The sequence below is a fragment of the Dactylosporangium roseum genome (assembly GCF_025264685.1).
In the GTDB taxonomy this organism is placed as follows: Bacteria; Actinomycetota; Actinomycetes; order Mycobacteriales; family Micromonosporaceae; genus Dactylosporangium; species Dactylosporangium roseum.
In genome coordinates, this window is record NZ_CP073721.1 from 1194728 (window position 1) to 1216279 (window position 21552).

At 70.0% G+C, this 21552-nt stretch carries 27 protein-coding genes; 13 read left to right on the forward strand and 14 right to left on the reverse strand.

Annotation, left to right across the window (positions count from 1 at the left end; genetic code table 11):
- The first annotated feature begins 69 nt into the window (after window positions 1–69).
- Window positions 70–3531 carry a hypothetical protein gene (locus Drose_RS06065; RefSeq protein ID WP_260727189.1) on the forward strand — a complete coding sequence of 1154 codons (3462 nt, stop codon included), beginning with the start codon at window positions 70–72 and terminating at the stop codon, window positions 3529–3531.
- A 5-nt stretch (window positions 3532–3536) separates the two neighbouring features.
- Here the strand turns inward: Drose_RS06065 and Drose_RS06070 are convergent, their stop codons facing one another.
- The gene (locus Drose_RS06070; RefSeq protein ID WP_260727190.1) at window positions 3537–3755 is read right to left on the reverse strand and encodes a hypothetical protein; all 219 of its coding nucleotides are present in this window, start codon (window positions 3753–3755) and stop codon (window positions 3537–3539) included.
- A 75-nt stretch (window positions 3756–3830) separates the two neighbouring features.
- Between Drose_RS06070 and Drose_RS06075 the strand changes: the two genes are divergently transcribed.
- The 11 genes from Drose_RS06075 (at window position 3831) to Drose_RS06125 (ending at window position 8036) form a co-directional block, all read left to right on the forward strand.
- Window positions 3831–4145, forward strand: a complete 315-nt coding sequence (locus Drose_RS06075; RefSeq protein WP_260727191.1) for a hypothetical protein — start codon at window positions 3831–3833, stop codon at window positions 4143–4145.
- Between the two features lie 216 nt (window positions 4146–4361).
- Window positions 4362–4541 (forward strand): hypothetical protein, encoded by a 180-nt coding sequence (locus Drose_RS06080; protein ID WP_260727192.1) that lies wholly within the window; start codon window positions 4362–4364, stop codon window positions 4539–4541.
- Complete coding sequence (locus Drose_RS06085) at window positions 4538–4912, forward strand: hypothetical protein (RefSeq protein WP_260727193.1); 375 nt, start codon at window positions 4538–4540, stop codon at window positions 4910–4912. Before Drose_RS06080 ends, Drose_RS06085 begins: the two co-directional genes overlap by 4 nt.
- The gene (locus Drose_RS06090; protein WP_260727194.1) at window positions 4909–5106 is read left to right on the forward strand and encodes a (2Fe-2S)-binding protein; all 198 of its coding nucleotides are present in this window, start codon (window positions 4909–4911) and stop codon (window positions 5104–5106) included. The genes Drose_RS06085 and Drose_RS06090 overlap by 4 nt, the downstream gene beginning before the upstream one ends.
- Complete coding sequence (locus Drose_RS06095; RefSeq protein WP_260727195.1) at window positions 5103–5414, forward strand: hypothetical protein; 312 nt, start codon at window positions 5103–5105, stop codon at window positions 5412–5414. The genes Drose_RS06090 and Drose_RS06095 overlap by 4 nt, the downstream gene beginning before the upstream one ends.
- Entirely contained in the window at window positions 5411–6106 is a 696-nt protein-coding gene (locus Drose_RS06100; protein ID WP_260727196.1) for a hypothetical protein, read from the forward strand. Before Drose_RS06095 ends, Drose_RS06100 begins: the two co-directional genes overlap by 4 nt.
- 21 nt (window positions 6107–6127) lie before the next feature.
- Complete coding sequence (locus tag Drose_RS06105; RefSeq protein WP_260727197.1) at window positions 6128–6553, forward strand: hypothetical protein; 426 nt, start codon at window positions 6128–6130, stop codon at window positions 6551–6553.
- 55 nt (window positions 6554–6608) lie between these two features.
- The gene (locus tag Drose_RS06110) at window positions 6609–7016 is read left to right on the forward strand and encodes a hypothetical protein (protein ID WP_260727198.1); all 408 of its coding nucleotides are present in this window, start codon (window positions 6609–6611) and stop codon (window positions 7014–7016) included.
- A gap of 2 nt (window positions 7017–7018) precedes the next feature.
- Window positions 7019–7315 (forward strand): hypothetical protein, encoded by a 297-nt coding sequence (locus tag Drose_RS06115; RefSeq protein ID WP_260727199.1) that lies wholly within the window; start codon window positions 7019–7021, stop codon window positions 7313–7315.
- The gene (locus tag Drose_RS06120; protein ID WP_260727200.1) at window positions 7312–7647 is read left to right on the forward strand and encodes a hypothetical protein; all 336 of its coding nucleotides are present in this window, start codon (window positions 7312–7314) and stop codon (window positions 7645–7647) included. Before Drose_RS06115 ends, Drose_RS06120 begins: the two co-directional genes overlap by 4 nt.
- Window positions 7644–8036: a hypothetical protein gene (locus Drose_RS06125; protein WP_260727201.1), complete on the forward strand. Its 393-nt coding sequence runs from the start codon at window positions 7644–7646 to the stop codon at window positions 8034–8036. The genes Drose_RS06120 and Drose_RS06125 overlap by 4 nt, the downstream gene beginning before the upstream one ends.
- A gap of 95 nt (window positions 8037–8131) precedes the next feature.
- Here Drose_RS06125 and Drose_RS06130 read toward each other — a convergent pair whose 3' ends face one another.
- From Drose_RS06130 to Drose_RS06145, 4 genes are all read right to left on the reverse strand, one after another.
- Window positions 8132–8257, reverse strand: a complete 126-nt coding sequence (locus Drose_RS06130; protein ID WP_260727202.1) for a hypothetical protein — start codon at window positions 8255–8257, stop codon at window positions 8132–8134.
- Complete coding sequence (locus Drose_RS06135) at window positions 8254–8496, reverse strand: holin (protein ID WP_260727203.1); 243 nt, start codon at window positions 8494–8496, stop codon at window positions 8254–8256. Before Drose_RS06135 ends, Drose_RS06130 begins: the two co-directional genes overlap by 4 nt.
- An 84-nt stretch (window positions 8497–8580) precedes the next feature.
- Window positions 8581–9162, reverse strand: coding sequence for a hypothetical protein (locus Drose_RS06140; protein ID WP_260727204.1), 582 nt, complete (start codon window positions 9160–9162; stop codon window positions 8581–8583).
- Window positions 9159–9413, reverse strand: coding sequence for a hypothetical protein (locus Drose_RS06145; protein WP_260727205.1), 255 nt, complete (start codon window positions 9411–9413; stop codon window positions 9159–9161). The genes Drose_RS06140 and Drose_RS06145 overlap by 4 nt, the downstream gene beginning before the upstream one ends.
- Before the next feature lie 104 nt (window positions 9414–9517).
- Between Drose_RS06145 and Drose_RS06150 the strand changes: the two genes are divergently transcribed.
- Window positions 9518–9901: a hypothetical protein gene (locus Drose_RS06150; protein ID WP_260727206.1), complete on the forward strand. Its 384-nt coding sequence runs from the start codon at window positions 9518–9520 to the stop codon at window positions 9899–9901.
- A 2-nt stretch (window positions 9902–9903) separates the two neighbouring features.
- Here Drose_RS06150 and Drose_RS06155 read toward each other — a convergent pair whose 3' ends face one another.
- Genes Drose_RS06155 through Drose_RS06195 form a run of 9 tightly spaced genes read right to left on the reverse strand, consistent with a single transcriptional unit; the run spans window position 9904 to window position 21544 of the window.
- Entirely contained in the window at window positions 9904–10260 is a 357-nt protein-coding gene (locus tag Drose_RS06155; protein WP_260727207.1) for a hypothetical protein, read from the reverse strand.
- Window positions 10261–10271: 11 nt separating this feature from the next.
- On the reverse strand, window positions 10272–10670 hold the full coding sequence (locus Drose_RS06160; RefSeq protein ID WP_260727208.1) for a hypothetical protein: 399 nt from the start codon (window positions 10668–10670) through the stop codon (window positions 10272–10274).
- 2 nt (window positions 10671–10672) lie between these two features.
- Window positions 10673–11593, reverse strand: coding sequence for a hypothetical protein (locus Drose_RS06165; protein ID WP_260727209.1), 921 nt, complete (start codon window positions 11591–11593; stop codon window positions 10673–10675).
- 45 nt (window positions 11594–11638) lie between these two features.
- Complete coding sequence (locus Drose_RS06170; protein WP_260727210.1) at window positions 11639–12403, reverse strand: hypothetical protein; 765 nt, start codon at window positions 12401–12403, stop codon at window positions 11639–11641.
- Entirely contained in the window at window positions 12403–13476 is a 1074-nt protein-coding gene (locus tag Drose_RS06175; protein WP_260727211.1) for a hypothetical protein, read from the reverse strand. The genes Drose_RS06170 and Drose_RS06175 overlap by 1 nt, the downstream gene beginning before the upstream one ends.
- Window positions 13477–14622, reverse strand: a complete 1146-nt coding sequence (locus Drose_RS06180; protein WP_260727212.1) for a hypothetical protein — start codon at window positions 14620–14622, stop codon at window positions 13477–13479.
- 10 nt (window positions 14623–14632) lie between these two features.
- A complete protein-coding gene (locus Drose_RS06185) occupies window positions 14633–16114 on the reverse strand; it encodes a poly-gamma-glutamate hydrolase family protein (protein WP_260727213.1) in 1482 nt (493 codons plus the stop codon).
- Window positions 16114–19194 carry a Hint domain-containing protein gene (locus tag Drose_RS06190; RefSeq protein WP_260727214.1) on the reverse strand — a complete coding sequence of 1027 codons (3081 nt, stop codon included), beginning with the start codon at window positions 19192–19194 and terminating at the stop codon, window positions 16114–16116. Before Drose_RS06190 ends, Drose_RS06185 begins: the two co-directional genes overlap by 1 nt.
- A complete protein-coding gene (locus Drose_RS06195) occupies window positions 19172–21544 on the reverse strand; it encodes a hypothetical protein (RefSeq protein ID WP_260727215.1) in 2373 nt (790 codons plus the stop codon). Before Drose_RS06195 ends, Drose_RS06190 begins: the two co-directional genes overlap by 23 nt.
- Window positions 21545–21552: the final 8 nt, after the last annotated feature.

Here is a 21552-nt window from a genome sequence, read left to right on the forward strand (position 1 = left end):
CGTTTCCGCCGGGCCGGACCCCCGTGCCGGCCTGTGCGGTGACGGCCAGTCAGGAGAAGGAGCAGCATCATGACCGCGCCCACCGTCGCCCCGCCGACCGGGCAGCCGTCGGGCCAGCCCGGCCGCCCCGGGCTCCCGGCGGGCACCCACAACATGTCCCGCACCTACTACGACGAGGAAAACCGTCGCCGAACGGCTGCGAAGCCGGTCCCGGTCACCGAGTACGGCCGCATCAACGGCGTTGAGTGGCAATGCCGGAAGACGAAGCGCAGCCGCTGGTACGGGCTGGCCGCCAAAGGCATCCCGGTCTGCGACTGCTGCGGTCGCCAGATGACGAAGCTCGGCGTGAAGCGGGCGCCGCTACTGCCGTGGTCCGACATCTGGTCGGCGGCGAACCGTCCACTGCGCCCGGTGTGGGCGCTGGCCGGGACGGCCTCGGCGGGGTTCGTCATCGACGCCGCGCAGATCCCAGCGCTGCCGCTGGCGGTCGCCGCGCCGCTGGCCGGCTGGGCCGCGACGAAGGCCGCCCGGAAGGTGCTCGCGAAGCCGGAGTACGCGAAGGGCCGCCTCGAGCACGAGGACCCCGACGGCGACAAGCGGCTTCGTGCCGCGATCGACCGGTGCGCCCGCACCGTCGGCTACTCGGCAGCGGGCGGCGTGGCCGCCCTAGCGATGGCCGCGGCGCTCGGCCTGGACCCGTCGACGTGGGTCGGCCGGATCGCCATGGCAGCCCTGGTCGCAGCGTGGCTGCTGCCGGCTGCGACGTGGTGGCGTGCCGAGCGTGAGCGCCGAAACCAGCCGGAGCCGGTCGTGGTCGAGGCGCCGGAGCGTCCGCAGCCGCAGATCGACGAGGTTGAGGCCGAGGTTCGGCGGCGGTGGCGGAACAAGCTGTCGTTCCGGCAGGGAGACCAGGTCGTCGACGACACCGGCCGCACCGTGGCCGCTCAGCGCGACGGGCGGCTGGCCGGTTGCCGTCTCGACGACTGGCACAAGTTGCCGGGCGGCTGGGGCGGCACGATCGTCGGCCCGATCGGCGCGTTCCAGTCGGAGCAGTTCGAGGCGGCCCGGGGTGCGATCGCGTCGGCGATGTCGATGAAGAAGTCGATGATCACGATCATGCCGGATGGGGAGGACGAGAACCTCGCCTACATCATGGCGCAGCGCACGAGCCCGATCACCGACGTGGTCCGTTGGGCCGGACCCGAGTCGATCGACGTCGCGAAGGGCACGGCGCCGCTTGTGCAGTACGCCGACGGCGAGCTCGGCAACTATGAGATCTACCGGCCCGGCTGGGGCGTGCCGCACGTCGCCGTGTTCGGTACCACCGGCTCCGGGAAGGCGCTCGCGCTCGACACACCGATCCCAACGCCTGACGGGTGGACCACCATGGGTGCGCTCGCCGTCGGCGACCGAGTCTTCGACGAGAACGGCAACGTCTGCAACGTTGTTGCAGCGACCGACATCATGCACGACAGGCCGTGCTACGAGGTGGAGTTCTCCGACGGAACCGTCATCGTCGCGGACGCTGAGCACCAGTGGCGGACGACGACGCAGCGGGGTCGGTGGCAGCAAGGCAACCTCCTGCGCCACCCGAACCCCAAGCGTGACCGAACGACACGGCGGGTCATGCTCGATGTTGAGCCGGTTACCACCGAGCAGATCGCGGCGACCCTGTACGCGCCCCGGGGTGGGAGTCAGCCGCGAGCAGTCAACCACGCGGTCGACGTGTGCGGCGCGCTCGACTACCCGAAGCGGGACCTGTCGATTCAGCCGTACACGCTGGGAGCGTGGCTCGGCGATGGCAACAGCTACGGTGCGACGATCTCCAACCCGGACCCGGAGGTACTGGAGGAGATCCGCCGTGACGGCTACATCGTGACCGACCACTCCGACGGGATCGGCCACGGCATCCTCACCGCCAAATTCAACAAGGGTGAGCCGCGTCCCGTCGGGCACCGGTCGTTCCAGGCGCTACTCAAGGACGCTGGCCTGCTGCTCAACAAGCACATTCCCGAGGAGTACCTGCGCTCGTCGATCGGGCAGCGTCGTGCACTGCTAGCCGGCCTGCTCGATACGGACGGAACCTGCGCCCCCAGCGGGGTTGTGTCGTTGGCCTTGTGCCACGAGCGGCTGGCCCGCGACGCGTTCGACCTGGTTCTCGGCCTCGGTTTCAAGGCCACCATGCGAACGAAGCGTGTCAAGGGGCGCACCGAGGCGACGTCGACCTGCTACACCATCGCATTTACAGCTCACGAGCCGGTGTTTCGGTTTCCGCGCAAGGGCGACCGGCAGCGCCCGGTGCCGGTGACATCGACGAGCCGGAGGCGCTACATTGTTGATGTTCGGTCGATCGAGTCGGTGCCGGTGCGTTGCATCCAGGTCGACAGCCCTCGCCACATGTACCTGGCGAGTAGGGCGTGTGTCCCGACACACAACTCCGAGCTCCTCAATGGGCTCTTCACCATCGACCGATGGGCGCACTACGTCGACGATCACGGCCAGAAGCGCGGCATCGTCGCGAACTTCCTCATCGACCCGCAGCAGGGCCAGAGTTTCGCGCCGTTCCTTGACAGCTTGGCCGCGCCGGTCGCGACGACGCTCGCCGAGGCGACGCTGCTGGTGGAGGCCTTGACGGCGGAGATGCTGCGGCGCAACCGCTATCTCGCGCGGGTCGAGTACCGCGACGAGCGTGGTCGGAAGCGGCGTGGTCGGAAGTGGTGGAATCCGCTGACGGACGGGCCGATCCTGTCGCTGACGATCGACGAAGCCCACGCCTTCCTGATCGACAAGGCGTTCGGTGGGATGGTGACCGCGGCTGGCCGGATGTGGCGGAAGTGCGGCGGCCAACTGCGGATCGCGACGCACACGCCGCTGCTCACCGACCTCGGCGGGTCGATGGCGCTGCGGGACATGCTGACCGGTGGCTACGTGTGGGTGGGGCGGACGGCGAACTCACTGTCGGGGCCGACGGCGTTCAACGGCCGGTTGCCGGTGGACCCGCGCACGATTCCGCAGGTGCCCGGCATGGCGTACGTCCTTGCCGGCGCCGATCCGAAGCCGATGCTGTCGCGGGCGATGTGGGAGCCGGACTACTACGACTGGGTGTTCGACGCCGACGACAACCCGATCGGCTACCCGGCTGTCCTGCCGCGGATCACGCTCGACACGTTCGGTCAGGAGTACGCGGCTTGGGTCACGGCGACCACCACCGAGCCGGGCTCGTGGACGCCGGAGGAGAAGACAGCACTGAAGAAGCCTGCGGTCGGCGGGAAGGCGGTCGACGCCGTGCTCGCGGTGTTGGCCGCCGCGAGCACGGCGATGGACATGGACGAGATCGATGCCGCGCTTAACGGTGCCGGTACACCGTTCGCGACGCGGACGGTCCGCGAGGCGTTGAAGGTCCTTCGGGATGAGCGGGGGCTGGTGTTCTCGTCGAAGGGCCGGCATGAGTTGACGCCGCAGGCCCGCGACGAGGATCAGGCGGTCCGGACGGAGCAGCAGGCGCTGTTCGATGCCGAGGCCGGGGAGTGACGCGGCTACCGGCTGCGGATGGCGTCGGCGATGGAGCCGAGTCCCCGTTCTATCGCGGCCGCGACGCCTTTCCAGCCTTCGGCGTGGACGCGCATCAGGTCGCGGTGGCGCTGGTCGGTGTCGCGGTCGCGTTTGTCCTGGTCTTGAGTCCAGCGGAACACGGCGTCGGCGTTCTCGATGATCCAGTCCTCGCTGATGATGCCGCGTCGCAGTTCGATGCCCATGCCGGTCAGGGTAGCGCCCGTCCGGCAATTTGACGTGCTCGCGGCGTAGGGCCGCGGGCTGAGGAGAGGAGCGCGATGAGCGCATACAAGGTCAACTCGGATGGTTCGGTGACCCTGCCGGGCGACAAGAGCGTCGACGACTGGCACATCCGGCCGGAGCAGGGCCGCGTTCGGGGTGGAGGTGCCGGCGTGAGCGCCTCGGTGTTCCGGAACGCGGACGGGTCGGCGCGGGTCGTGAACGGGGCCGGGAACTGGCGGGTGTGGCGGTCGCACCGCGGCTGGATCGCGGTCAACGACGGCCCCGGTGACCGGACGATCACCGACGACAACGGCTCGACCCGGGTGTTCGCGTCGGCCGGCAGGGCGATCGACTACCTGGTCGCCGAGTAGCTCAGCCTCCGGGCCCGCCCACAGCCGGCAAGCACGCGGCGGGCCCGGAGCACCCAACCCCAACAGGAAGAAGGGCATCATCATCATGACTGACTCTTGTGGTACGTGCGGGGCGCCGATCGTCCTGGACGGCAACGTGTGGTCCCACGTGGACCCGAGCGATGACCTGTCTCCGCACGTGCACGGGCCGCACCCGGCCGACCGGGGGAATGGCCGGTGACCGCCCACGAGCTGAAGCCCGGCGACCGGGTCCGTGACCGGCAGTGGGGCGGCAAGTACACCGGGACCGTCCGGCACAGCGACGGCGTTGACGGGGTGTTCGTCGCGTGGGACAACTCGTTCGTCGAGGACCAGATGGCCACGTCCGACGTCGAGCTCATCGAGGACCCGTCGTGAGCGCGTGGCAGCGCCGCAGCCCGGAGGTGGCGGTCGCCGGGCAGGTCGGTGGCGACTGGCAGATCGGTGTGGCGTACGACGCGAAGTGGGCCCGTCTGCTGCCGGGCGGGCTGTGGGCGATCGTGATCCGCACCTGTTTCCGGCAGGAGAACGACGGCGGGGAGTTGTTGACGACGGACACCGACTACAGCGTCCGTGACCACGCGGATGCGTCCGGTGATGCGGAGATCGCTTCGAACGGTCGGGTGTTCGGCACGGATCGGCCGGGCCGGTTCACCGACGCAGACGTGCAGGCCGAGGCCCGGTATGCGCGGGCACCGACCGACGCCGAGTGGAACGCGGCGATGCCCGACTGGACGGTGGCCCGATGATCGTCACCCGTGAACAGATCATGGCCGCGATCCGGCAGGGGCACGCCGACATCCAGGAGATCGGCGACCACCTCGGTGTCGGCGTGTGGTGGCTGCGTGAGCCGCTCGCCTCGATGGAGGCCGACGGCCTGATCTCGTCGTCCGACGGCGGCGGTGTGGTCCGGTACCGGGTCGAGCAGCGGAGGGCGGCATGACGACCGCGCGTGTCACGCTGCACGACCGGTGGCTGACGGTCGACTCGACTGTCGAGATCACCGACGGGGACGCCACGACGACGGTCCGGTGCGGCGACGTGCGGCGCGCGGCCGCGATGGTGGCGTGGACGGGCGTGCCGGGCCGGCTGCCCTGGTCGGCGGTCATGGTGGTGTGCATCGCCGCCGGCTGGAAACCGTCCGGTGATCCGTGGTCGTGGCTGCCGCCTGACGACGGCCAGGCCACCGCCGACGTGCTCGAGGTGCCCGTCGAGCCGGAGCGGGCCGTCGACCCTGGGGTTCTCCTGTGACGCAGGCGTTCCGCCGTGTCCCGGGCCAGCGTGCTGACGTGCGCCGGCCCGGGATCGTCTACGGTCTCAACATCCTCGACCCGGTCACCGGCCAGGTCCACGCCGACTATGTCGGGCAGACCCGGCAACAGTTGCTGAGCCGTGAGCGGCAGCACCGCGACGAGCGACCGTTCGCCGATCTGATCGTCGGGGACGCGTTCGTCGTCGAGCAGGGATCGTGGACCGACGCCGAGCTCGACGAGCGGGAGATGTTCCACATTGCTCGGCTTCGGCCACGGATGAACCACGACGGGAACCTCGACAATCCGGCGCGGATCCCGATCTGGCGGCAGCGGCAGGACCGTGACGTACGGGACCGGGCGAAGGGGCTGCCGGCGCGGCAGTGGCCGGACCCCCGTCCCGGTCCGGCGCCGGTGCCTGCGGTGCGCCGGTCGAGACTGTCGCCGCGGTGGCGTCGCCGCCGAAGCTGGGCGGCCGGGTTGGTCGCGGGCTGGCTGGTGGCGACGGTGCTGCTGTGGTGGGCCGACGTGACGACCGCGGCCGTGGATGTGCCGGGCCGCACGTACCCGATCGTGGGCGCCGGGCTGGTCGCGTTGGTCCCGGCGTTGCGGGTCCGCCGGATGCGGGACCGGCGGTGGGCCGTGGCCGTTATCACCGTGGCGTGCGCTGCGTTGTGGCTGGTCACGGGCTAGCGTCGTCGCGGGGGTGGGGGTATGGAGCTGGTGACGTTCGAGGCGTTACTCAAGGAGCGGGTGGAAGCGACCGGTCAGGTCGAGGTGAGGACCTTCATGGAGCTGTCGGTCCCGTTCCTCTACGGCCTGGTGATCAAGGTCGATGGTGGGGCTGTCGCGTTCCGGCTCACGAAGGGTTCCGGCACCGGTGACCCGCCGGCCACGGGGGAGGAGCAGGCCGCGCACGACGCGAACGTGGCCCGGCTCGACCCGAAGGCGACCATGCCCCGGCTGCAGCACACGCCAGAGCGGGTACAGAAGGCTTCGGGCCTGATCCGGGACGTGCTTGCTGCCGATCTGCCGGCGGGTGCGGTCGGGGTTGAGGGGCGGGCTGATGGGCGCGAGCTGCCCGGCGTCAAGGTCGTCTTCAAGACGGGTTCAGAGATCTATGTAGTGCCGGTCGGCTAGCCGTCGCCGGGAATACCCTAGGGTGTTGCGAATGCCAACACCCTAGGGTATTGTCATGGTCATGGTCGAGACGTTCTACCGCCTCCACAACAACACCGCCGCACCGGCATTCAGCGCCGAGCACGCCTACAGCGGACTGTGGGGCAGCGAGTGGAGCGAGGACGGCACACAGACCCGCTGCCACGAGTGTGATGGCGGCGCCCTGCTCGGCAGCATCATCGACAACTGCCGGACCTGCGACAACACCGGATGGGAAGACGCGCAGTACGGCTACTCCTGCTGCTGGTCCGGCGCGGACCTCATCGCCTACATGGACGAGCACGGCATCGTCGCCGACGACGACCAGGTGGTCGTCTTCGAGGGCCAGCGGGTCGGCACCGGCGGCGACGGCGAGCCCCTCGCGGTCCCGACCGGTCAGGTCCGGTGGACCACCTACGGCGCCCTGCGCGCCGGGAAGGAATGACCATGACCATGCCCGCCGAGCTGGCCGCAGCACTGACCGCCGTCGGCGTCGACGCGGCGGCATTCGAGGTCGACCCCGACGACCCCGACGCCATGGACTACCTGACCCCCGAGACGGTCGAGCACCTGGCGAGCACCACGTACGTGATGGACACGGACTGGGGCTGCGTCTACCTCAGGGTCTACAGGAAGGGTGATTTGAGTGTTTGGGGATGCGACAACGACGGCGAGAGCTGGGACGTCTACGACGGCCAGGATCTCGCCGAGATGGCCGCTCGGGTCGCCGCGGAGTGCAAGTGATCGCCGTGGAGTACGTCAACCTCACCGGCCACCCGGTGATCATCATGCCTGAGGACGGCGAAACGGTCTCGATCCCCCCTACAGGGGCCGTCCTCCGGATCGCGGAAAACGTCCGGCGTGTCGACGGACGGGCCGTCGTCGAACTCGGCGAGATCGCCGGGCTGCCCGATCCGGTCGACGGGACCGTCTACGTCACGTCGATGCCGGTGCTCATGGCGCTCGCGGCCAAGGGCATCCACCGGCCGGATCTGACCTACCCGTACGGGCGGGTCAAGGCCGACGATGGACGCACCCTCGGCTGCCGGGAACTAGCCACGCTGAGGGTCGCATGACCGCCCCCGGCGAGGGCTGGCCGACCACCCCGGCCGACGTGATCGCGTGGCTGCGCGCCCTCCCCGCCGCCGAGCGGTGGCGGGTCGCCGGGCTGCTGGTCGACCGCCACGTCACCGAGGCGGCGATCGGGCTGGAGCGGGCGGGCGCGGTGCACGAACTGACCCGGACCGCGACCTGGGAGGTCGTCGCCGAGCAGTTGGGGACCAGCACCGCGAACGTCAACAAGCTGGTCACCCGCTACCGTGGTGCGCTGGCCCGCGGGGAGTGCATCGCCTGCGGTGGGCCAGGTCCGGCCGACGACATGTGCGACGTATGCGCCGCCTCCGTCGTGCTCGATCCGCCCCACGGCGAAGAGCAGGAGGAGACAAGCGACGCCCCCGGCACCTGACGCAACGACGAAAGAGCGCCCGCCCACCGGTCCGTAGACCAGGGGCGGGCGCTTCACGTTGGTCGGCCGGGAAGGCGCCCGGTCGCGACGTCACGCTACCGCTTGATGTCGAGGCGCAGCCACATCGCGGTGTTCGCCGCGGTGGTGGTCGTGGTGTTCACCCACGACGTCACCTCGTTGCGGGGACGTGGCAGCTCAGGCGAGCCGACGAGGGTCTTCATGCCGCGTCCGTGGCCTTCGAGTCCTCGACAACCGACGGCGAGCCGACCGGGCCGACACCGGAGGACACGATCGACGTCAGCACCGACGCGATCGCGGCGAGCAGGCCGACGGAGCCGACCTGACCCCAGTCGACGTCAAGGACGCCGAGTCCGTCGCCGGTGAGCAGGGCGAGGCCGGCTTGGGCGAACGTCTTGACCGCGCGTTCGGCGGCGGCCTTCCAGAAGCTGGCAGTGAACATCGGTGGACTCCAATCGGGGAAGCGGTCTGCGGCGGTGCGTGATGCGCCACGTGCTGCGTTCGGTGGTGCAGGTGCAGGTCGGATTCAGGCAGGCGTTGGGGTAGCAGGGCCCGGCCGCGCCTCGCAAAAGAACGGCAGGACGTAGAACCCGCCGCCCTCGACCTTCATCCGGCCCGAGTTGTAGAGGTCGATGAACTCGGCGCGCTGGTCGGTGCTGAAGTGCTGGAAGTAGAACTTCGCCACCGTCTCGCCGCGCGACGACCCGAGCGCTACCTCGGCGATCTGCTCGATGTCGGCGGCGATCTGCTCGGCGGTCTTTCCGTCGCGTTCGCCGAGTTCGCGGACCGCGCGGACGGTCGGGTCGTTCGCTTCCCATCGCGCGCGTCGTTCGGCGAGTTCCGCAGCCGAGTAGGGCCGGGCGAAATACGCCTTGTATGCCTTGTCGGTGGGGCCGACGATCCAGCCCTCGGCGACGAGCCGCATGAAGTCGTCGGGGTGTAGCGACCCGCAGAACGAGCACGATCGGCCCGCCTGCGCCTGGCCGACGAGTCCGTGGCCGCTGTCGGCCCAGTGGTCGAGGTTCTCGGCCCGTTCCCATGGTCCCCAGTCGGTCATGCGGCGCTGGCACGTCTGCTGCTCGGGCATCGGCGTGGCGTCCGTGCTCACCGGCGGACCTCGACGTTCCCGGCGATCGGCGCGGTCAGGTTGGTGTCGAGCGCGGCGCGGACGAAGCAGTCCTTCGCCTCCAGCAGCTTCCGCAGGCCTGCTGTGAGTTCGGGCCCGTCGGGCAGCGCCTGGACCATGGCCTGGGCCAGGTCGGCGCACGGCCGGGACACGGTCTGCAGATGCTGGGGCAGATGCCCGTAGCTGAAGTAGCGCAGCAGGTGGGTGGTGCCCGGGTGCCGGTCAGCGGCCATGGTGGTGCTCCGATCGTCGATGGAAATGTCGTACGGGGCGGTTACGCTGCCTGGTTTCGGATGAATCTCGTACGGGCCCGTACGTGTGTGCGAAACTGCTGGTCATGCCCGACGAGTTAAAGGTGACCCGGCTCTCGCGGCCGGAAGGGCTCGCCGTCGCCCGTATCACCGGCACAGCGGAGAACTGCACCCTGCACCTCGGGCAGACCCCGAACGAGGCGCTCCAGCGGATCGCCGCCGAACTCGCGCCACTCGACCCCGCACGGCACCAGCTCGTGCTCAGCCACGCCGCCGCGACCTACATCGAGGGCGACCACCAGTACCAGGCCGACTGCCTCGCGATCCTCGGGCGGTCCGGCGCCGACCTCAACCTGGCGCTGCGCATCGCGATCCACCGCGCGTCACTGCCGAACTGGATACCGACCGACGAGGCGCGACGTGCCCGGCTGTTGGGGCTCGGCCAGTCACAGCCGGAGCCGCCCGGCTGAGATCAGAGCCGGCCGTTGACCTCGCCACCGCCGACCAGCGCCCGCAGCCGCTCGAGCGTTGCCGCCGGCGCCATGATGGCCCCGCGCAAGTTCCGCAGGTCCCGGGCCAGCGCCTCAGCCTCATGGCGGCATTCGGCGAGCTCGCGGCGGACCTCGGCAACCTCGCGACGCGCTTCCGCCGCGTCGAGCCGGGCCCGCTGAGTTTCCTCCTGGAACTCCTGCACCCACTTCAGTGACGAGTCGGACAGCCGGTCGGCGACCTCCGCCTTCCTCGCACGGCGGCCCGTGACGGCCTGGATGATCGCGACCAGCCCGCCGCCGCCGAACAGGATCGACGCGACCGTAAGCAGCGCCGTCAACCAGGTCGGCATCATCGGGGACCTCTCAGGTCTCGGCGGATCTGCACAGCGCGCACCACGTTCGCCGCCGCCCACGCGAACGCGATCCCGCCGGCGAACAGCGCACGCCAGCCAAGCGGCGTAACCGCCGCGCAGTACCAGACCAGCGACCCGGCGCCGACGAGCATCCCCGCCTGCTCCAGTTGCAGCGACCACGGCCGGCGGGAATACACGCCGACCAGACCGATCGCGCCGGAGACGGCCAGCCCGGCAGACCAGACGTGCAGTGCCCAGCCGGGCAGGAGCGCGGCGATCGACTGCGGCGGCGGGGCGCCGATCGTGTAGGCGATGCCGGTGATGAGGGAGACGACGAGCAGCAGGATCTCGTGGGGCCGGTGCCGGCCGCTGACGATGACCAACGGCCGCGGCATGGTCAGCTCCCCGGCACGCCGTTGAGGCCGGCACGCTCGGCCGGGCTGAGGTTCGCCTCGGCGGCTTCGCGGGTCGCGGCCAGCTCGGTCTCCAGCTCGGCGATCCGGGCCGCCTGCTGCTCGACGAGACCGGTCACGTCCGCGGTCCGCTGGTCGATCCGGGCCAGGACGGCGGCCGTGTCGACGCTGGTGCCGCTGGCCACGATCGCGTGGAACGCGTCGATGAGCGCCTGCTCCCGGTTCGCGCTGGCCGCCATCGCGGCGTCGATGGCGTTCAACCTGGCGTGCAGCCGGTTACGGGACAGCTCGGGCGCCTTGTCCGGGGTGAACCGGCCGCCGCGGATCTGCGGCTGGTCGCCGAAGATGGCGTCCATGCGCCACTGCAGGTCATCCCACTGCTGTGGGTCGATCATGTCGTCGTCCTTTCCACGCATGCGCGCGATGGGGTCGTAGTCGTCGGCGCGGGCGTCGTCGTCGACGTCGCTGCGGCCGGAGATGTGGATGTGGCCGTTGTCGGTGGACGAGCGGGTGACGTGGCCCGGTGTCCACCGCTCCTGGCGGCAGGTGCCGTTCTCGTCGGTCCAGTTCAGATACTTGATCCACATGACGCCGGGTACGCCCGCGGTCCGGTCACGGATGATCTGCCGCGCGATGTCGGCGTTCTCCTTGCGGTGCGCGTACGACTCGGACCGCGGCATGACGTCGAGCGCGCGGGCCTTCCACCTGGCGTTCAGGCCGGGCCAGCCGGTGACGGAGAACGGCGTGTGATCCTCGGGCGTCGACGCCGTGAGATGGGCGTCGTTCGGGTAGTCGTACACGGTCAGGCCGTAGGCACGCAGCTTCTTCTGGAGCGCCTTCGCGGGCCTGATCAAGGAGTACGGCTTGCCGGCCTTGAGCCAGTCGCGGTATCCCTGCGAGGCCATGTCATTCCTCCTCGTAGATCTCGTCGATCTCGGCGCCGGGCGCGGCTAGGGGGACTGGACACCCACGGCGTAGATGAGGGACGACCCGACAGATCCCGCACCGGAGGCCACCCGCATCTCGACATCCGCCCGGAACTGGGCCATGTGCGCCACGCCCCCAGGCAGCGGGCCGGTCAGCGTGACGTGCGTGGTCGCGCCGTCGGCAATGGCCAGCGGGCCGGCGATGACCGTGTCGGACACCGGGTCACGTACCTGGATCTCCCCGGTCACGCCGACGTCGGACGACACGAGCAGGTGCGCCTGCACGTTGGGGTGCTGCCGGATCCCGGTGACCGTCCACAGCGCCACAAACGTGGGGCTGGTGGTCGACTGCTGTGGGCTGGCGTGCCATGTCGTGGGGACGCCCTGCAGCGGAATCCACGGCGTGGCGAGGCCGGGCCCGCTGGTGTTGTCCGACAGCAGGAGGTTGCCCGCACGGTCGTAGACGCCGACGAATCCGAGGTCGCCGCTCTCGCCGGTGCCGTGGACCGCGATCGCGGGCGCGCCGCTGCCGGGCCGGTACAGCAGCACGCCCTTGAGGCCGGGCCCGTACGGCGACAGGTCGCCGAGCAGGCCGACGGTGCCTCCCGACTGGTCGAGCAGCCGGATGCTGCCGCCGTCCCGCACGGTGATGACCCCGCCCGCGCCGACGCTGGCCGACTCCAGCCGGCGGGCGGCCCGCAGCTCGCGGAGCTGGGCCTCGAGCCGGTCGACACGTTTGAGCAGCGCCGCGACCGGGTCGGTCTGTGCCTGGTCGGCCCGGATAGCCATCACGCCTCCTGTAGCAGGATCGGGCTGACACGGTCGGCGGCGGGATCCCATTCCCAGCCCCACGCCCTGGCCGTCACCATGACCCCGCCGCGGTGGCGGGGCGACGTGATGACGTGCAGGCCGACGGTGTCGCCGAGCCCCCAGTCCCGGCCGAGCCTTGGCGCCGTCGATGCGACCGCGTTCACGGTCCAGACCTGCGCGCCGGCCCGCATCGCCTCCAGCGCGGCGCGGGCGTGTCCGTCCAGCACGTCCTGTGCCCGGATCGACGTGCCGGGCGTGTAGCGGTGCTCGTAGCGGGGCCAGCCGGCGGCGAGCAGCTCACTGGCGACCATGTCCGCCGATGTGTGCCGGTCTTCGCCCTCGCCGTCGCCGCGTGCCCGGACCAGGTTGGCGCCCTTGCCCGTCTCGTACGACTCGGCGAGGGCATAGTCGGCGACGTTTCCCGGATGGACGAAGACGGCGCCAGGCTGGGCGGGCTGCACGCCGATACGGTTGCGGACCCTGGCCACCAGTTCGATCGTGGTCGGGCCGACTCCCGCCCGCCATCGCGGCTCGACCGTAAACTCGGGGCCGCCGTCAATGTCCATCAGCTCCTGTAGTCGGGACAAGACTGTCGCGTCGGCATCGTCCGTGTACTGGCGGTTCCGCGGCGTGCCGGTGGCCGGGGCGTCGATGGTGAGGCCGAGCCCGTCGACCTGCGTGTCACCGATGAGGCCGGCGGCGATCACCGACGCCTCGTCCTGCTGTGTCCATGCGTGGTTGCCGGCGTATCGGCGGTCGAAATATGCCTCGGGGGTCGCGCATCCGAGGGACGCGGTCGGTGCTGACCCGCCGGTGCGGGTGAGGATGATCCCGGCCCACACCGGCATGTCGTCGGCCAGGGCCACGATCATCGTCCGGCCGGGGTCGGTCGCCAGTTCCCACCGTGCCGGCGCGCCGGCCAGCGGCAGCGAGAAGCCGACGGAGGTGGGGCCGCCGATGCGGCGGGAGATCGGCACGGATGGTGCGAGTGCCGGCAGTTCGGCGGCGATCCGGCCGGTGGCGAGGTCGCAGCCGAGCCACGTGACGGTCATCTACGGCAGCCCGTACAAGGCGAACGATGACCCGGCGACAAAGTTACCCGAACCGGTTAGCAGCGTGAGCGAGTTGACCGCTGCGGTGTTGCGCCACCGGCCGGACCAGTGCTTGCTCTCAAAGCTCCCGCTGGCCGTGCCCAGGATCAGACCGTGGCTCACAGTCACCATTTTGTGCAGCAGTGTGCCTCGATACCACGGGATGTTGATCACGTGGACGGAGCCGGACCCCGCCGGGGTGGATGCCCCGGCGGTCTCGCCGACCAGCAGCCCTGACCCGGCGATGTTCTCGAACGCCGCGACGATCGCTGACTTGCCCGTGATCTGCTGCGAATCGTAGGAGGCGGTCGTGTCCCCGTTGATCCTCAGGATCGTTTCGACAAAGGCCAATGGCGCGTCTCCGCGGGCCGCCACCCATAGCTGCAACTGCCGGTATGTGGTGGAGATCGACGAGAATGTCACGGAGGCCGCGGCGGCGCCGAGGATGTTCTCTGCGATCTTCGCGGGGCGGAACTCCAAATACCCCGACCCGTCGGAGACCTCCAAGCTCTTGCGGTCCTGCCGCCACACCGCCAGGCCGTCGTAGGCGTCGACCGCGTCCCGCTCGGCCTGGTCCCGCACCGGCAGGATCCCGCCCGACGCTACGGTCCATCGCCGCCGGTCGGTGACCGCTACGGGACCGGTCGTGGGGACGAGTAGATCCCCGAGGAGCAGCGACCGTGGCGGCAGGGTCGGCGCCGCGGGCGTGCTGCTCGGCGTGCCAGCAAGGTACTCGATGTCAGCCTTTCGCTGCCCGGACGCGTCGACAGCGTGGTCGTACACGCGCGCGTAAACGCTGTCGATGCGGTTGAACGTGCCGTCCGCTGGGGGGATCGTGCGGGTCTCGGTCGCGGACGAGGCGATCAGGTAGGCGGCCTGTGTCGTCGTCACCGCGGCGTCGACGACACAGGCGCCGGTCTGGATCGTGGCGGTCGACCCGGACGCGGTGACCCGCAGCCCTGTCCCGCCCGGCCGCACGCCGGAGCGGGCGCCGAGGTTCGTCGCGCCGGGGGCGAGCAGCGCCGAAAGAACCTGCCGCACCCGCAGCGCCGAATACTCGACGGTCCCGTCGCCGGGGTCGTCGATCATCCATGCGGTGACTACCACCGTCGTCTCCTCACATCCACGCCGACCGCCACGAGCACGTCAACACGGCTGACGTGTAGTTCGCGGCGGTGAAACCGATCTCGGTGATACCGGGGTCCAGATCGAACCAGTCGCGGGCAGTCATCACCCCGTTCCTGGACGCCTGCCCGTTGATCAAGCTCGTCTTGAGGTCGACGTCCACGTCCAGCCACTGGCCAGCCGACAGGGTCAGGTCCCATCCGAGGGATCGCTGTGAGGCGATGTGCACGATCCGCGGCCCGACCACCGGGCCGTCGATCCGGAACGCCGGCCTCGTCGGGAAGTCCCCGGCGTTGTTCGCGCTGATCACACCGGAGGCCACCGTGGCAACCGACCGGAGAGGCGCCCGCACCGGCGCCCGCAAACCGCCCGACGACAATGGCAGGCCCGTCGATACCGCCGACGGCGACGCCGCGTACTTGCGCGGGTCCGGGGCCTCGACCTGTACCGACCACTCCACATCGCGGGTCGAGATCCACGTGGGGATCACGTCGTCCTGCCGGCGCACCATGCAGGTCCGCGCCAGCCCCGCCTCGGTGATCGTCAACGGTGACAGGGTCAGCGGGATCGCCCGGTAGAGCCGGGACAGGGCATCCACGGCCGCGGCCGCGGACGGCGCCATCAACGTTCCCTTGATCACCATGATCCGCGGGACCAGGTATGCGTCCCCGCCCCAGCCGCCGTGATCCCCCGACCGCTGCGCCACGTCCAGCGTCGAGCCGGGCGACCCCCAGCCCTGCACGTCTTCGCAGATCCACAACACCCCGGCCTCGTCCGGGGTCACGCTGCACAGGATGTCGCCGATCTGCACCAGCGGCATCGCCTCGTCCCCGCCGATCGGGGCCGGCACGTTGAGCACCTGGTCGATGGCGCTGTTCACTGCGGCGATGTAGGCCGCGAACGCGGCGGTCCGCTGCCCGGACTCCCGCATCACCCGGGACGTGTCGCCGCCGGGGAAGAACGCCTCCCGCTGCGCGGTCGACAACTCCAACTGCACGCCCGCACCCCTACGGGACAGGTTGGCGATGTTGCGGGCCTGCTGGCCCTGGATCTCGGGCCGGTCGTCGGCGGCAAGGGTGGCCGTGAACCCGGCGCGGGTCAGGGCGGCCCGGATCGCGTCACGCAGTTCAGTGTCGAGACCGCCGACCCATGTCTGCGCGGTGCCGCCGGACGCCCCGTGCCACGACACGACCCGTTCCACCGAACCGACCAGTTGCAACGCGAGCGGCTCGTCGAACTGGGTCGACGTGATGTGCAGCACGGAGTTGCCGGACGGTTTGAGGCCCTCGAAGGTGTAATAGCCGTGCCGGTCGTCGCCGGAGGCGGCGTCCGCGGCCTCCGTCGTGCCGACCTCGATCCCGCCGCCGTGGATTGAGATGTGCGCCAGTTGCGAGCGGCCGTAGCGGCGTGCAATGCGGTAGTCGACGCCCGCCACCTCGACGCCCGCCAATTCGGCGTAGTTGGCGTAAACCATCAGCGCACCCCCAGGGCAGCGAACCGGCGGGCGGACATCATCGCCAGGGCCCGCTCGTCGATCTGGGCCGCCGGGTAAAAGTTCTGTACCACGGGCCGCGCCGTCGCCGCCTGTTCCATGTCGCCCATCTGCCGGCTCGTCAGGACCTGCTCGGGGCGGCCGGTGCCGTTGTAGGCGATGCTGAGGCCCTGCGGCAGCCGACCACCGGAGTCGTAGACCCCGAACGGGACCGACGCTCCGACGAGGCCGCCGGTTCGCATCGCGATGTGGATGTGGTTGCGGTGCTCCTCCATCAACCGATTGTTGAAGGAGCCCTTGTCCCGGCCGCGGGTGTATGCGTAGTCGCGGGTGTTCGTCCGGTGGATCAGTTCCAGCGGTCGTTGCCGGGCAAGGAACGACGCGAGCGCGTCCTGGTTGTAGCCCATCCAGTCGACCGCCCGGCCGCTGTTGCCGGTCAGGAAGATTTCCTCGCCCTGTCGGGCCGTCCACGTGCCCAACGTTGTGGTCGGGCACCACACGTCCGCGATCCGTTTGTCGACGACGCGAAGGTGCCGGCTTTTGACGACCGGGGTACGGAACCCAATGCACTCCAGTGGCCGGGTTCCGAACCGGTCCTTGTCGAACATGGTCTTGACCCGCGTGTCGGGCCGGTACCCCTCCAGGTAGGCGGCCACTTTGATCGCCTCGGCGACCGGCCCAGACACCTGGAACGCGGCGTAACCGAGCCGCTCGTCGCTGGTGCGCGGGTCGCGTGTGCCGTCCGCGGCCAGGAAGCCCCGGACGAACGCCCGTCGCTGCGACACGGACAGGCTGTACACGAAGTCCAGCGCCTCGGCCTTGGATGCCTTGGACCGGGCCGACAGATCCTGCCAGCACTCCCAGGTCAGGGCGAACCGGAAAACCTCGTACTTCTGGTGACCCTCGGCCGGACGCCGGTACACGCGGTGCGGGAATCCCGCCATGAACGTACGCAGATACCGCACCTGCGCCGGCTTTGACTGGACGATCGTCGGCCCGTAGGGCTCCATGTAGCCGTCCGCGAAGATCCAGCCGATCAACTCGGCCTCATCGTCCGTGATAGGCAGCCGGCTGCCGAGATCCGCCGGCTTCGCCAGATGGACCCGCGTCGACTGCTTGAAGTCGCGGGTCGCGACCAACTGCTCCTCGTATCGCTCGCGGCGCGGAGTGAGCACCCCGTGTACGTCGGCGCGGTGTTTTGTCATGCCGCGCCCTGTGGCAAACTCCCGCCCGCACTCGGTACAGACCGTCTCGGTTTGTACCGTCACCTGCTGATCAGCAAGCCACTTGTGGTCTGGCGTCACCTCGGCCGTGAACCACGAGTTCTGGAGCCTCCAGACCTCGGCGTCCTCGTAATGGTGCAGGGCGACGATGAGGGTCCACTCGTTTTTGCCGGTCTGCGGGTTGTAACCGACGGTCTCATCCTTTCCCACGACGACGTCGTCGTAGGTGAGCCAGCCCCGCCGGGTCAAGATTCGGGTGTCCATCGGTACGCAACCGTGCCAAAGCGGATCTCCCGGCCGGTACGCATTCCCAAACTTGCCGGAAAGCGGCCCAGTGCCCTGGATCATCCGGACGACCGCGCGCCACACGCCGCTGTCGCCGCGCTGCGCGGCGGGGCTCGACGGCCACGTCGAGGTCGAGAACACGTACCTGACCGCGGCCGCGACCTCGGCACGGCTCGGGATTCTGGTCTGCTCCACACCAACGGGATACGGGTAGTGCTCGGCAAGGATCTGCTGAACCAGGCCGCCGTCCGCGTAGCCACGGACAGCCTGCCGTGGGATGGCGCGGCGCCGGATCGCCTCCATGAAGCCCTGACCGTAGTAGTCGACCGACGCGGTGGGCTGCACGAATTCCCCGTTGGACAGCCAGAACGGCGCACCGGTGCCGCGTTCCATCGCGGGCACGTCATCGGAAGTGCCGGTGCCGGGCCCAACAACCGGACCGCCGGTGTGCAGGTGGCCGCCGCGTGACTGGCCCTTGCCGCCGGGCGACGTGATCTGTGGCGAGACCTTGTCGCGGGCCTCGGCGAGGGTGATGCCGGTCCGCAGCGCCAACTGGTAGGCGAGCAGTTCGTCGAGCTGGCTCCTCGTCGCGTCCAGGCCGCGGATCGCGACATCGGTAGTCGCGGACGGGGGCACCTTGCCGTAGATGTCGATGAGGTGCTGCACAGCGCCGGCGTTGACGCCGTGCTGGGTGGCGTTCTTCTTGAGTGCCGCAACCTCCTCGTCGTGCTTCCTCGTCGCCTCCTCGATCGACATGCCGTTTGCAACGTTCGCCCTGAATGTGGCATTGATCGCGCTGAGTTGATCCTTGAGGGACTCCCGTAGCCGCAGGCCGGCATCGGTGTTGACGTCGAGCTGCTTCGCGCCCTTCGCGGTAATCGCAGCCCGATCGTCGAGGACCTTGTTGGTGTTCTGGACCGCGCGGGCCTGGTCGACAGCGGCCTGATCGGCATCACGGGCAGCGCCGAACAGGGCGTCCTCGGCGTCCTTCAACGCCTTGGCCTTATCCGCAGCGGTCGACGTCGAATCCGACAAGATCTTGTACGAGTCGGCGAGGGCCTTGACCGTCGGGTTGGCCTTACCGAACGCCTCCGACGTCATGTCGGTCGCGTCACCGGCCCGCTCGGCGGCGCCGGCGTAGGCGTCGGCGTAGAGCTTCGCGTCGTCATACGACTTCTGCAGCGACTTGACCAGTTCACGGGACCGTTCCGCGCGCTCCCGGAGTTCGGTGTTGCTGCCGAAACCCAGGTCGTCCTGGAACGCCTTGCGGTAGGCGGCAGCGTCCGCTTCGGCGCGTTCCCGGGCGGCGGCGAGGACCCGCCCCTGCAGTGCCAGGTTGCTCTGGTAGGACCGCCCGAGGTCCTCGACGGTGAGGCCCTGGTCGCGGAGGATCTCGGTCAGGTCCCGCAGTTGCGGGTTCTGCCGCACCATCTGCGCTATCGACTCGGCCGAGACCTGACCGGTTCGCTTGTACTCGTCGCCGATGTCCCCCAATGACCTGGCGTTGGCGTCGATGCGGGCCTGCACCTGCTCATACGACGTGATCAGGCTCATACGACGTGATCAGGTAGCCGATCGCGGTGATTCCGAGGCCGATCGCGATGCCCCACGGTCCGCCGAGGAACGCCGAGGTTGCCGAGAGTCCTCGCTGAAAGCCGGTGGTGGCCTTGCCCGCCTCGTCGGCGACAGTCTTGTACCGCACCATCCCGGCTGCGCCGGTGAGCATGTCGGAGTTGAGGAGGCGTTGCGCTCCGCCGGTCACGAGCGTGACCGTCTTGTATGCGGTGAGCGCGGCAACGAGCGAGGTGATCACCGACACGGGGATGGCGTTGATGACCTGGCCGAGGATACGCAGCTCGGTGACGACGACCGACCCGACCGGGGCGTACGCCTGCACGATCCGCAGGCCGGCACTCGCGAGTTCGCCGATCGTGGCGAGGACGCGGGGGCCTTCGGTTTCCGCGTACCGGACGAAGTTTTGGAAGCCCTGATTCGTCTCCAGGCTCCGGGACCAGTCGCGGAACCGCTCCGAAAGGTCGACGAGACCGCCGCCGACCTGCCGTTCGACGGGCGTGAACTCCAGTAGGACGCGGGCGAACCCCTCGGAGACGTTGATCGACGTCTCGTACATCTTGTCCAGGGTCGGGGTGGCCTCACCCGCGAGGTAGCCGAAGAATTGGCGCCAGAACGGGTTCGTGAAGGTCCGCGCCGCGCGAACCTCGAGGTCGCCGATGGTGCCGGCGACGTCGCCCACAAACGCGTCGAGGTCACCGAAGTAGGGCAGCAGGGTTTCGATCGACTGCTGCGCGCCGGGCAGGATGCCATCGGCGGCGGTCTCCTGCAATTCGTCGAGACGTGGCTTCAGCCCGAACAGGACCCGCGCGAACGCCTGCGCCGAGACGGGCAGCGCCCGCATTGACTCGTCGAGCTTGTCGACGGCCGCGCCGCCGGTCGCCGCCGCGGCGACCGTGGCAGCGCCCGCCGCCCGCTGCGCGTTGATGACCGCCTGCTGTGCCTGCGCGATGGCAAACGCCGACTGGCGGGCTTGCGCCGCCGCCTGCTGCCGGGCTTCCGTGACGCCGCGCTCGGCGGCGGCGACCCGCTCCTGCGCCTTGACGATCGCGTCCTGCGCGGCGACGACCCGCTCGGACCTATCGACACCGGTCTGGGCGTTGCGGTGCTGCTCGGCGGCCAGCCGCTCCCCGGCGACCCGCAGTTCCTCCTGCCGGAGCAGCGCCTCGTCGAGCGCGTCCTTCGTCCGTTCGCCGCCGCCACCCGCGGCGGCCTCGGTAGCGGCCTCGACCTCGGCGGCGGCCCGCCGCTGGTCGATCGCGTTCTGCCGCAGCCGGAACGCGACGTCCTGCTGGGAGCGCCGCTCCTCCTCGCGGGCGTCGTTGAGCGACTGCTGGGCGCGCAGCACTTCCCGCTGCGCCTGCCCGACCTGCCGTTCGGCGTCAGCGATCTGCTGCAGGCTGCGGCGTTGGGCGTCGGCGGCGTTCGCCCTGGTGTTCGCGAGGCTCGCCTCGGCGGATCGGACCTGGTCAGCGGAGGAGGCGATCGACCGCTGCTGCTGGGCGAGGGTGCCGCCGGTTTTCGCCGACTCCTGCTGGGCGGTGGAGAGGGCCTTGACGGCGGCACCGACCCCGCGGAACGCGAGTGCGATCACGCCGACAGCCGGTGCGGCGGACAGGGCGGCCGAGCCGAGGGCGAGAACACCGGCTGCGGCGGCGGCAGCGGCGGGCACGATCGCCGGGCCGAGAGCGAGCCCGGCACTGACCAGCGCCTGCATGTGCCCCATCGCCGTGGGGGCGTTGGTGTCGACGTCGACGGTGGCGTTGGCGCGGCGCCCGTCGAGGCGGGCGATCTCCCGGTCGACGGCGGCGAGTTCGATCGCGGCGTTGGCGGTGTCGACACGGACCTGCGCCGACGGCGACGACCCGGCGAGCCGGTCGAGTTCGGTCTTGAGCCGGCGGACTTCCTCAAGCGCTTCGGTGGCGCCGATGTCGACGCCGATGCGCTTGCTGGCCAGCGACGCGAGTTTGCCGCGCAGGTCTTTGAGCCTCTGTTCGGCCTCGGTCGTCGCGACACCGATCTGCGGTGTCGGCAGTGACCGCAGCGCGGCCTCGATCCGGCGGCGCGCGGTGTCGGCGAACGTGCCGCCGAACTCTTGCCCGTAGCGGCCGCCCTGGGCGCGCAGGCCGGTGCCGCCGGCACCGAGCCCGTCGCGGACGCCCCGGGCGATCCGCGCCGCGATCGCCTTGCCGATCCGGTCGCCGAGGTCGTCGCCGGCTTTCGCGGCCCCGGCCTGGTTGTCGGCGACGAACTTGGCCCAGAATCCGCGAGAGTTGGGTTCGACCTTGACGTAGACGGAGCCTGCGGAGATCCCTTCGTCCTCAACGGCCATCGACAGCC

What these genes read in the sequence shown, in the direction of transcription:
- Drose_RS06065 (WP_260727189.1), top strand. Translation starts at nt 70, where the DNA reads ATGACCGCGCCCACCGTCGCCCCGCCGACCGGGCAGCCGTCGGGCCAG.
- Drose_RS06070 (WP_260727190.1), bottom strand. Translation starts at nt 3,755, where the DNA reads ATGGGCATCGAACTGCGACGCGGCATCATCAGCGAGGACTGGATCATC.
- Drose_RS06075 (WP_260727191.1), top strand. Translation starts at nt 3,831, where the DNA reads ATGAGCGCATACAAGGTCAACTCGGATGGTTCGGTGACCCTGCCGGGC.
- Drose_RS06090 (WP_260727194.1), top strand. Translation starts at nt 4,909, where the DNA reads ATGATCGTCACCCGTGAACAGATCATGGCCGCGATCCGGCAGGGGCAC.
- Drose_RS06095 (WP_260727195.1), top strand. Translation starts at nt 5,103, where the DNA reads ATGACGACCGCGCGTGTCACGCTGCACGACCGGTGGCTGACGGTCGAC.
- Drose_RS06105 (WP_260727197.1), top strand. Translation starts at nt 6,128, where the DNA reads ATGGAGCTGGTGACGTTCGAGGCGTTACTCAAGGAGCGGGTGGAAGCG.
- Drose_RS06110 (WP_260727198.1), top strand. Translation starts at nt 6,609, where the DNA reads ATGGTCATGGTCGAGACGTTCTACCGCCTCCACAACAACACCGCCGCA.
- Drose_RS06115 (WP_260727199.1), top strand. Translation starts at nt 7,019, where the DNA reads ATGACCATGCCCGCCGAGCTGGCCGCAGCACTGACCGCCGTCGGCGTC.
- Drose_RS06125 (WP_260727201.1), top strand. Translation starts at nt 7,644, where the DNA reads ATGACCGCCCCCGGCGAGGGCTGGCCGACCACCCCGGCCGACGTGATC.
- Drose_RS06130 (WP_260727202.1), bottom strand. Translation starts at nt 8,257, where the DNA reads ATGAAGACCCTCGTCGGCTCGCCTGAGCTGCCACGTCCCCGCAACGAG.
- Drose_RS06135 (WP_260727203.1), bottom strand. Translation starts at nt 8,496, where the DNA reads ATGTTCACTGCCAGCTTCTGGAAGGCCGCCGCCGAACGCGCGGTCAAG.
- Drose_RS06145 (WP_260727205.1), bottom strand. Translation starts at nt 9,413, where the DNA reads ATGGCCGCTGACCGGCACCCGGGCACCACCCACCTGCTGCGCTACTTC.
- Drose_RS06150 (WP_260727206.1), top strand. Translation starts at nt 9,518, where the DNA reads ATGCCCGACGAGTTAAAGGTGACCCGGCTCTCGCGGCCGGAAGGGCTC.
- Drose_RS06160 (WP_260727208.1), bottom strand. Translation starts at nt 10,670, where the DNA reads ATGCCGCGGCCGTTGGTCATCGTCAGCGGCCGGCACCGGCCCCACGAG.
- Drose_RS06165 (WP_260727209.1), bottom strand. Translation starts at nt 11,593, where the DNA reads ATGGCCTCGCAGGGATACCGCGACTGGCTCAAGGCCGGCAAGCCGTAC.
- Drose_RS06170 (WP_260727210.1), bottom strand. Translation starts at nt 12,403, where the DNA reads ATGGCTATCCGGGCCGACCAGGCACAGACCGACCCGGTCGCGGCGCTG.
- Drose_RS06175 (WP_260727211.1), bottom strand. Translation starts at nt 13,476, where the DNA reads ATGACCGTCACGTGGCTCGGCTGCGACCTCGCCACCGGCCGGATCGCC.
- Drose_RS06185 (WP_260727213.1), bottom strand. Translation starts at nt 16,114, where the DNA reads ATGGTTTACGCCAACTACGCCGAATTGGCGGGCGTCGAGGTGGCGGGC.
- Drose_RS06190 (WP_260727214.1), bottom strand. Translation starts at nt 19,194, where the DNA reads ATGAGCCTGATCACGTCGTATGAGCAGGTGCAGGCCCGCATCGACGCC.
- Drose_RS06195 (WP_260727215.1), bottom strand. Translation starts at nt 21,544, where the DNA reads ATGGCCGTTGAGGACGAAGGGATCTCCGCAGGCTCCGTCTACGTCAAG.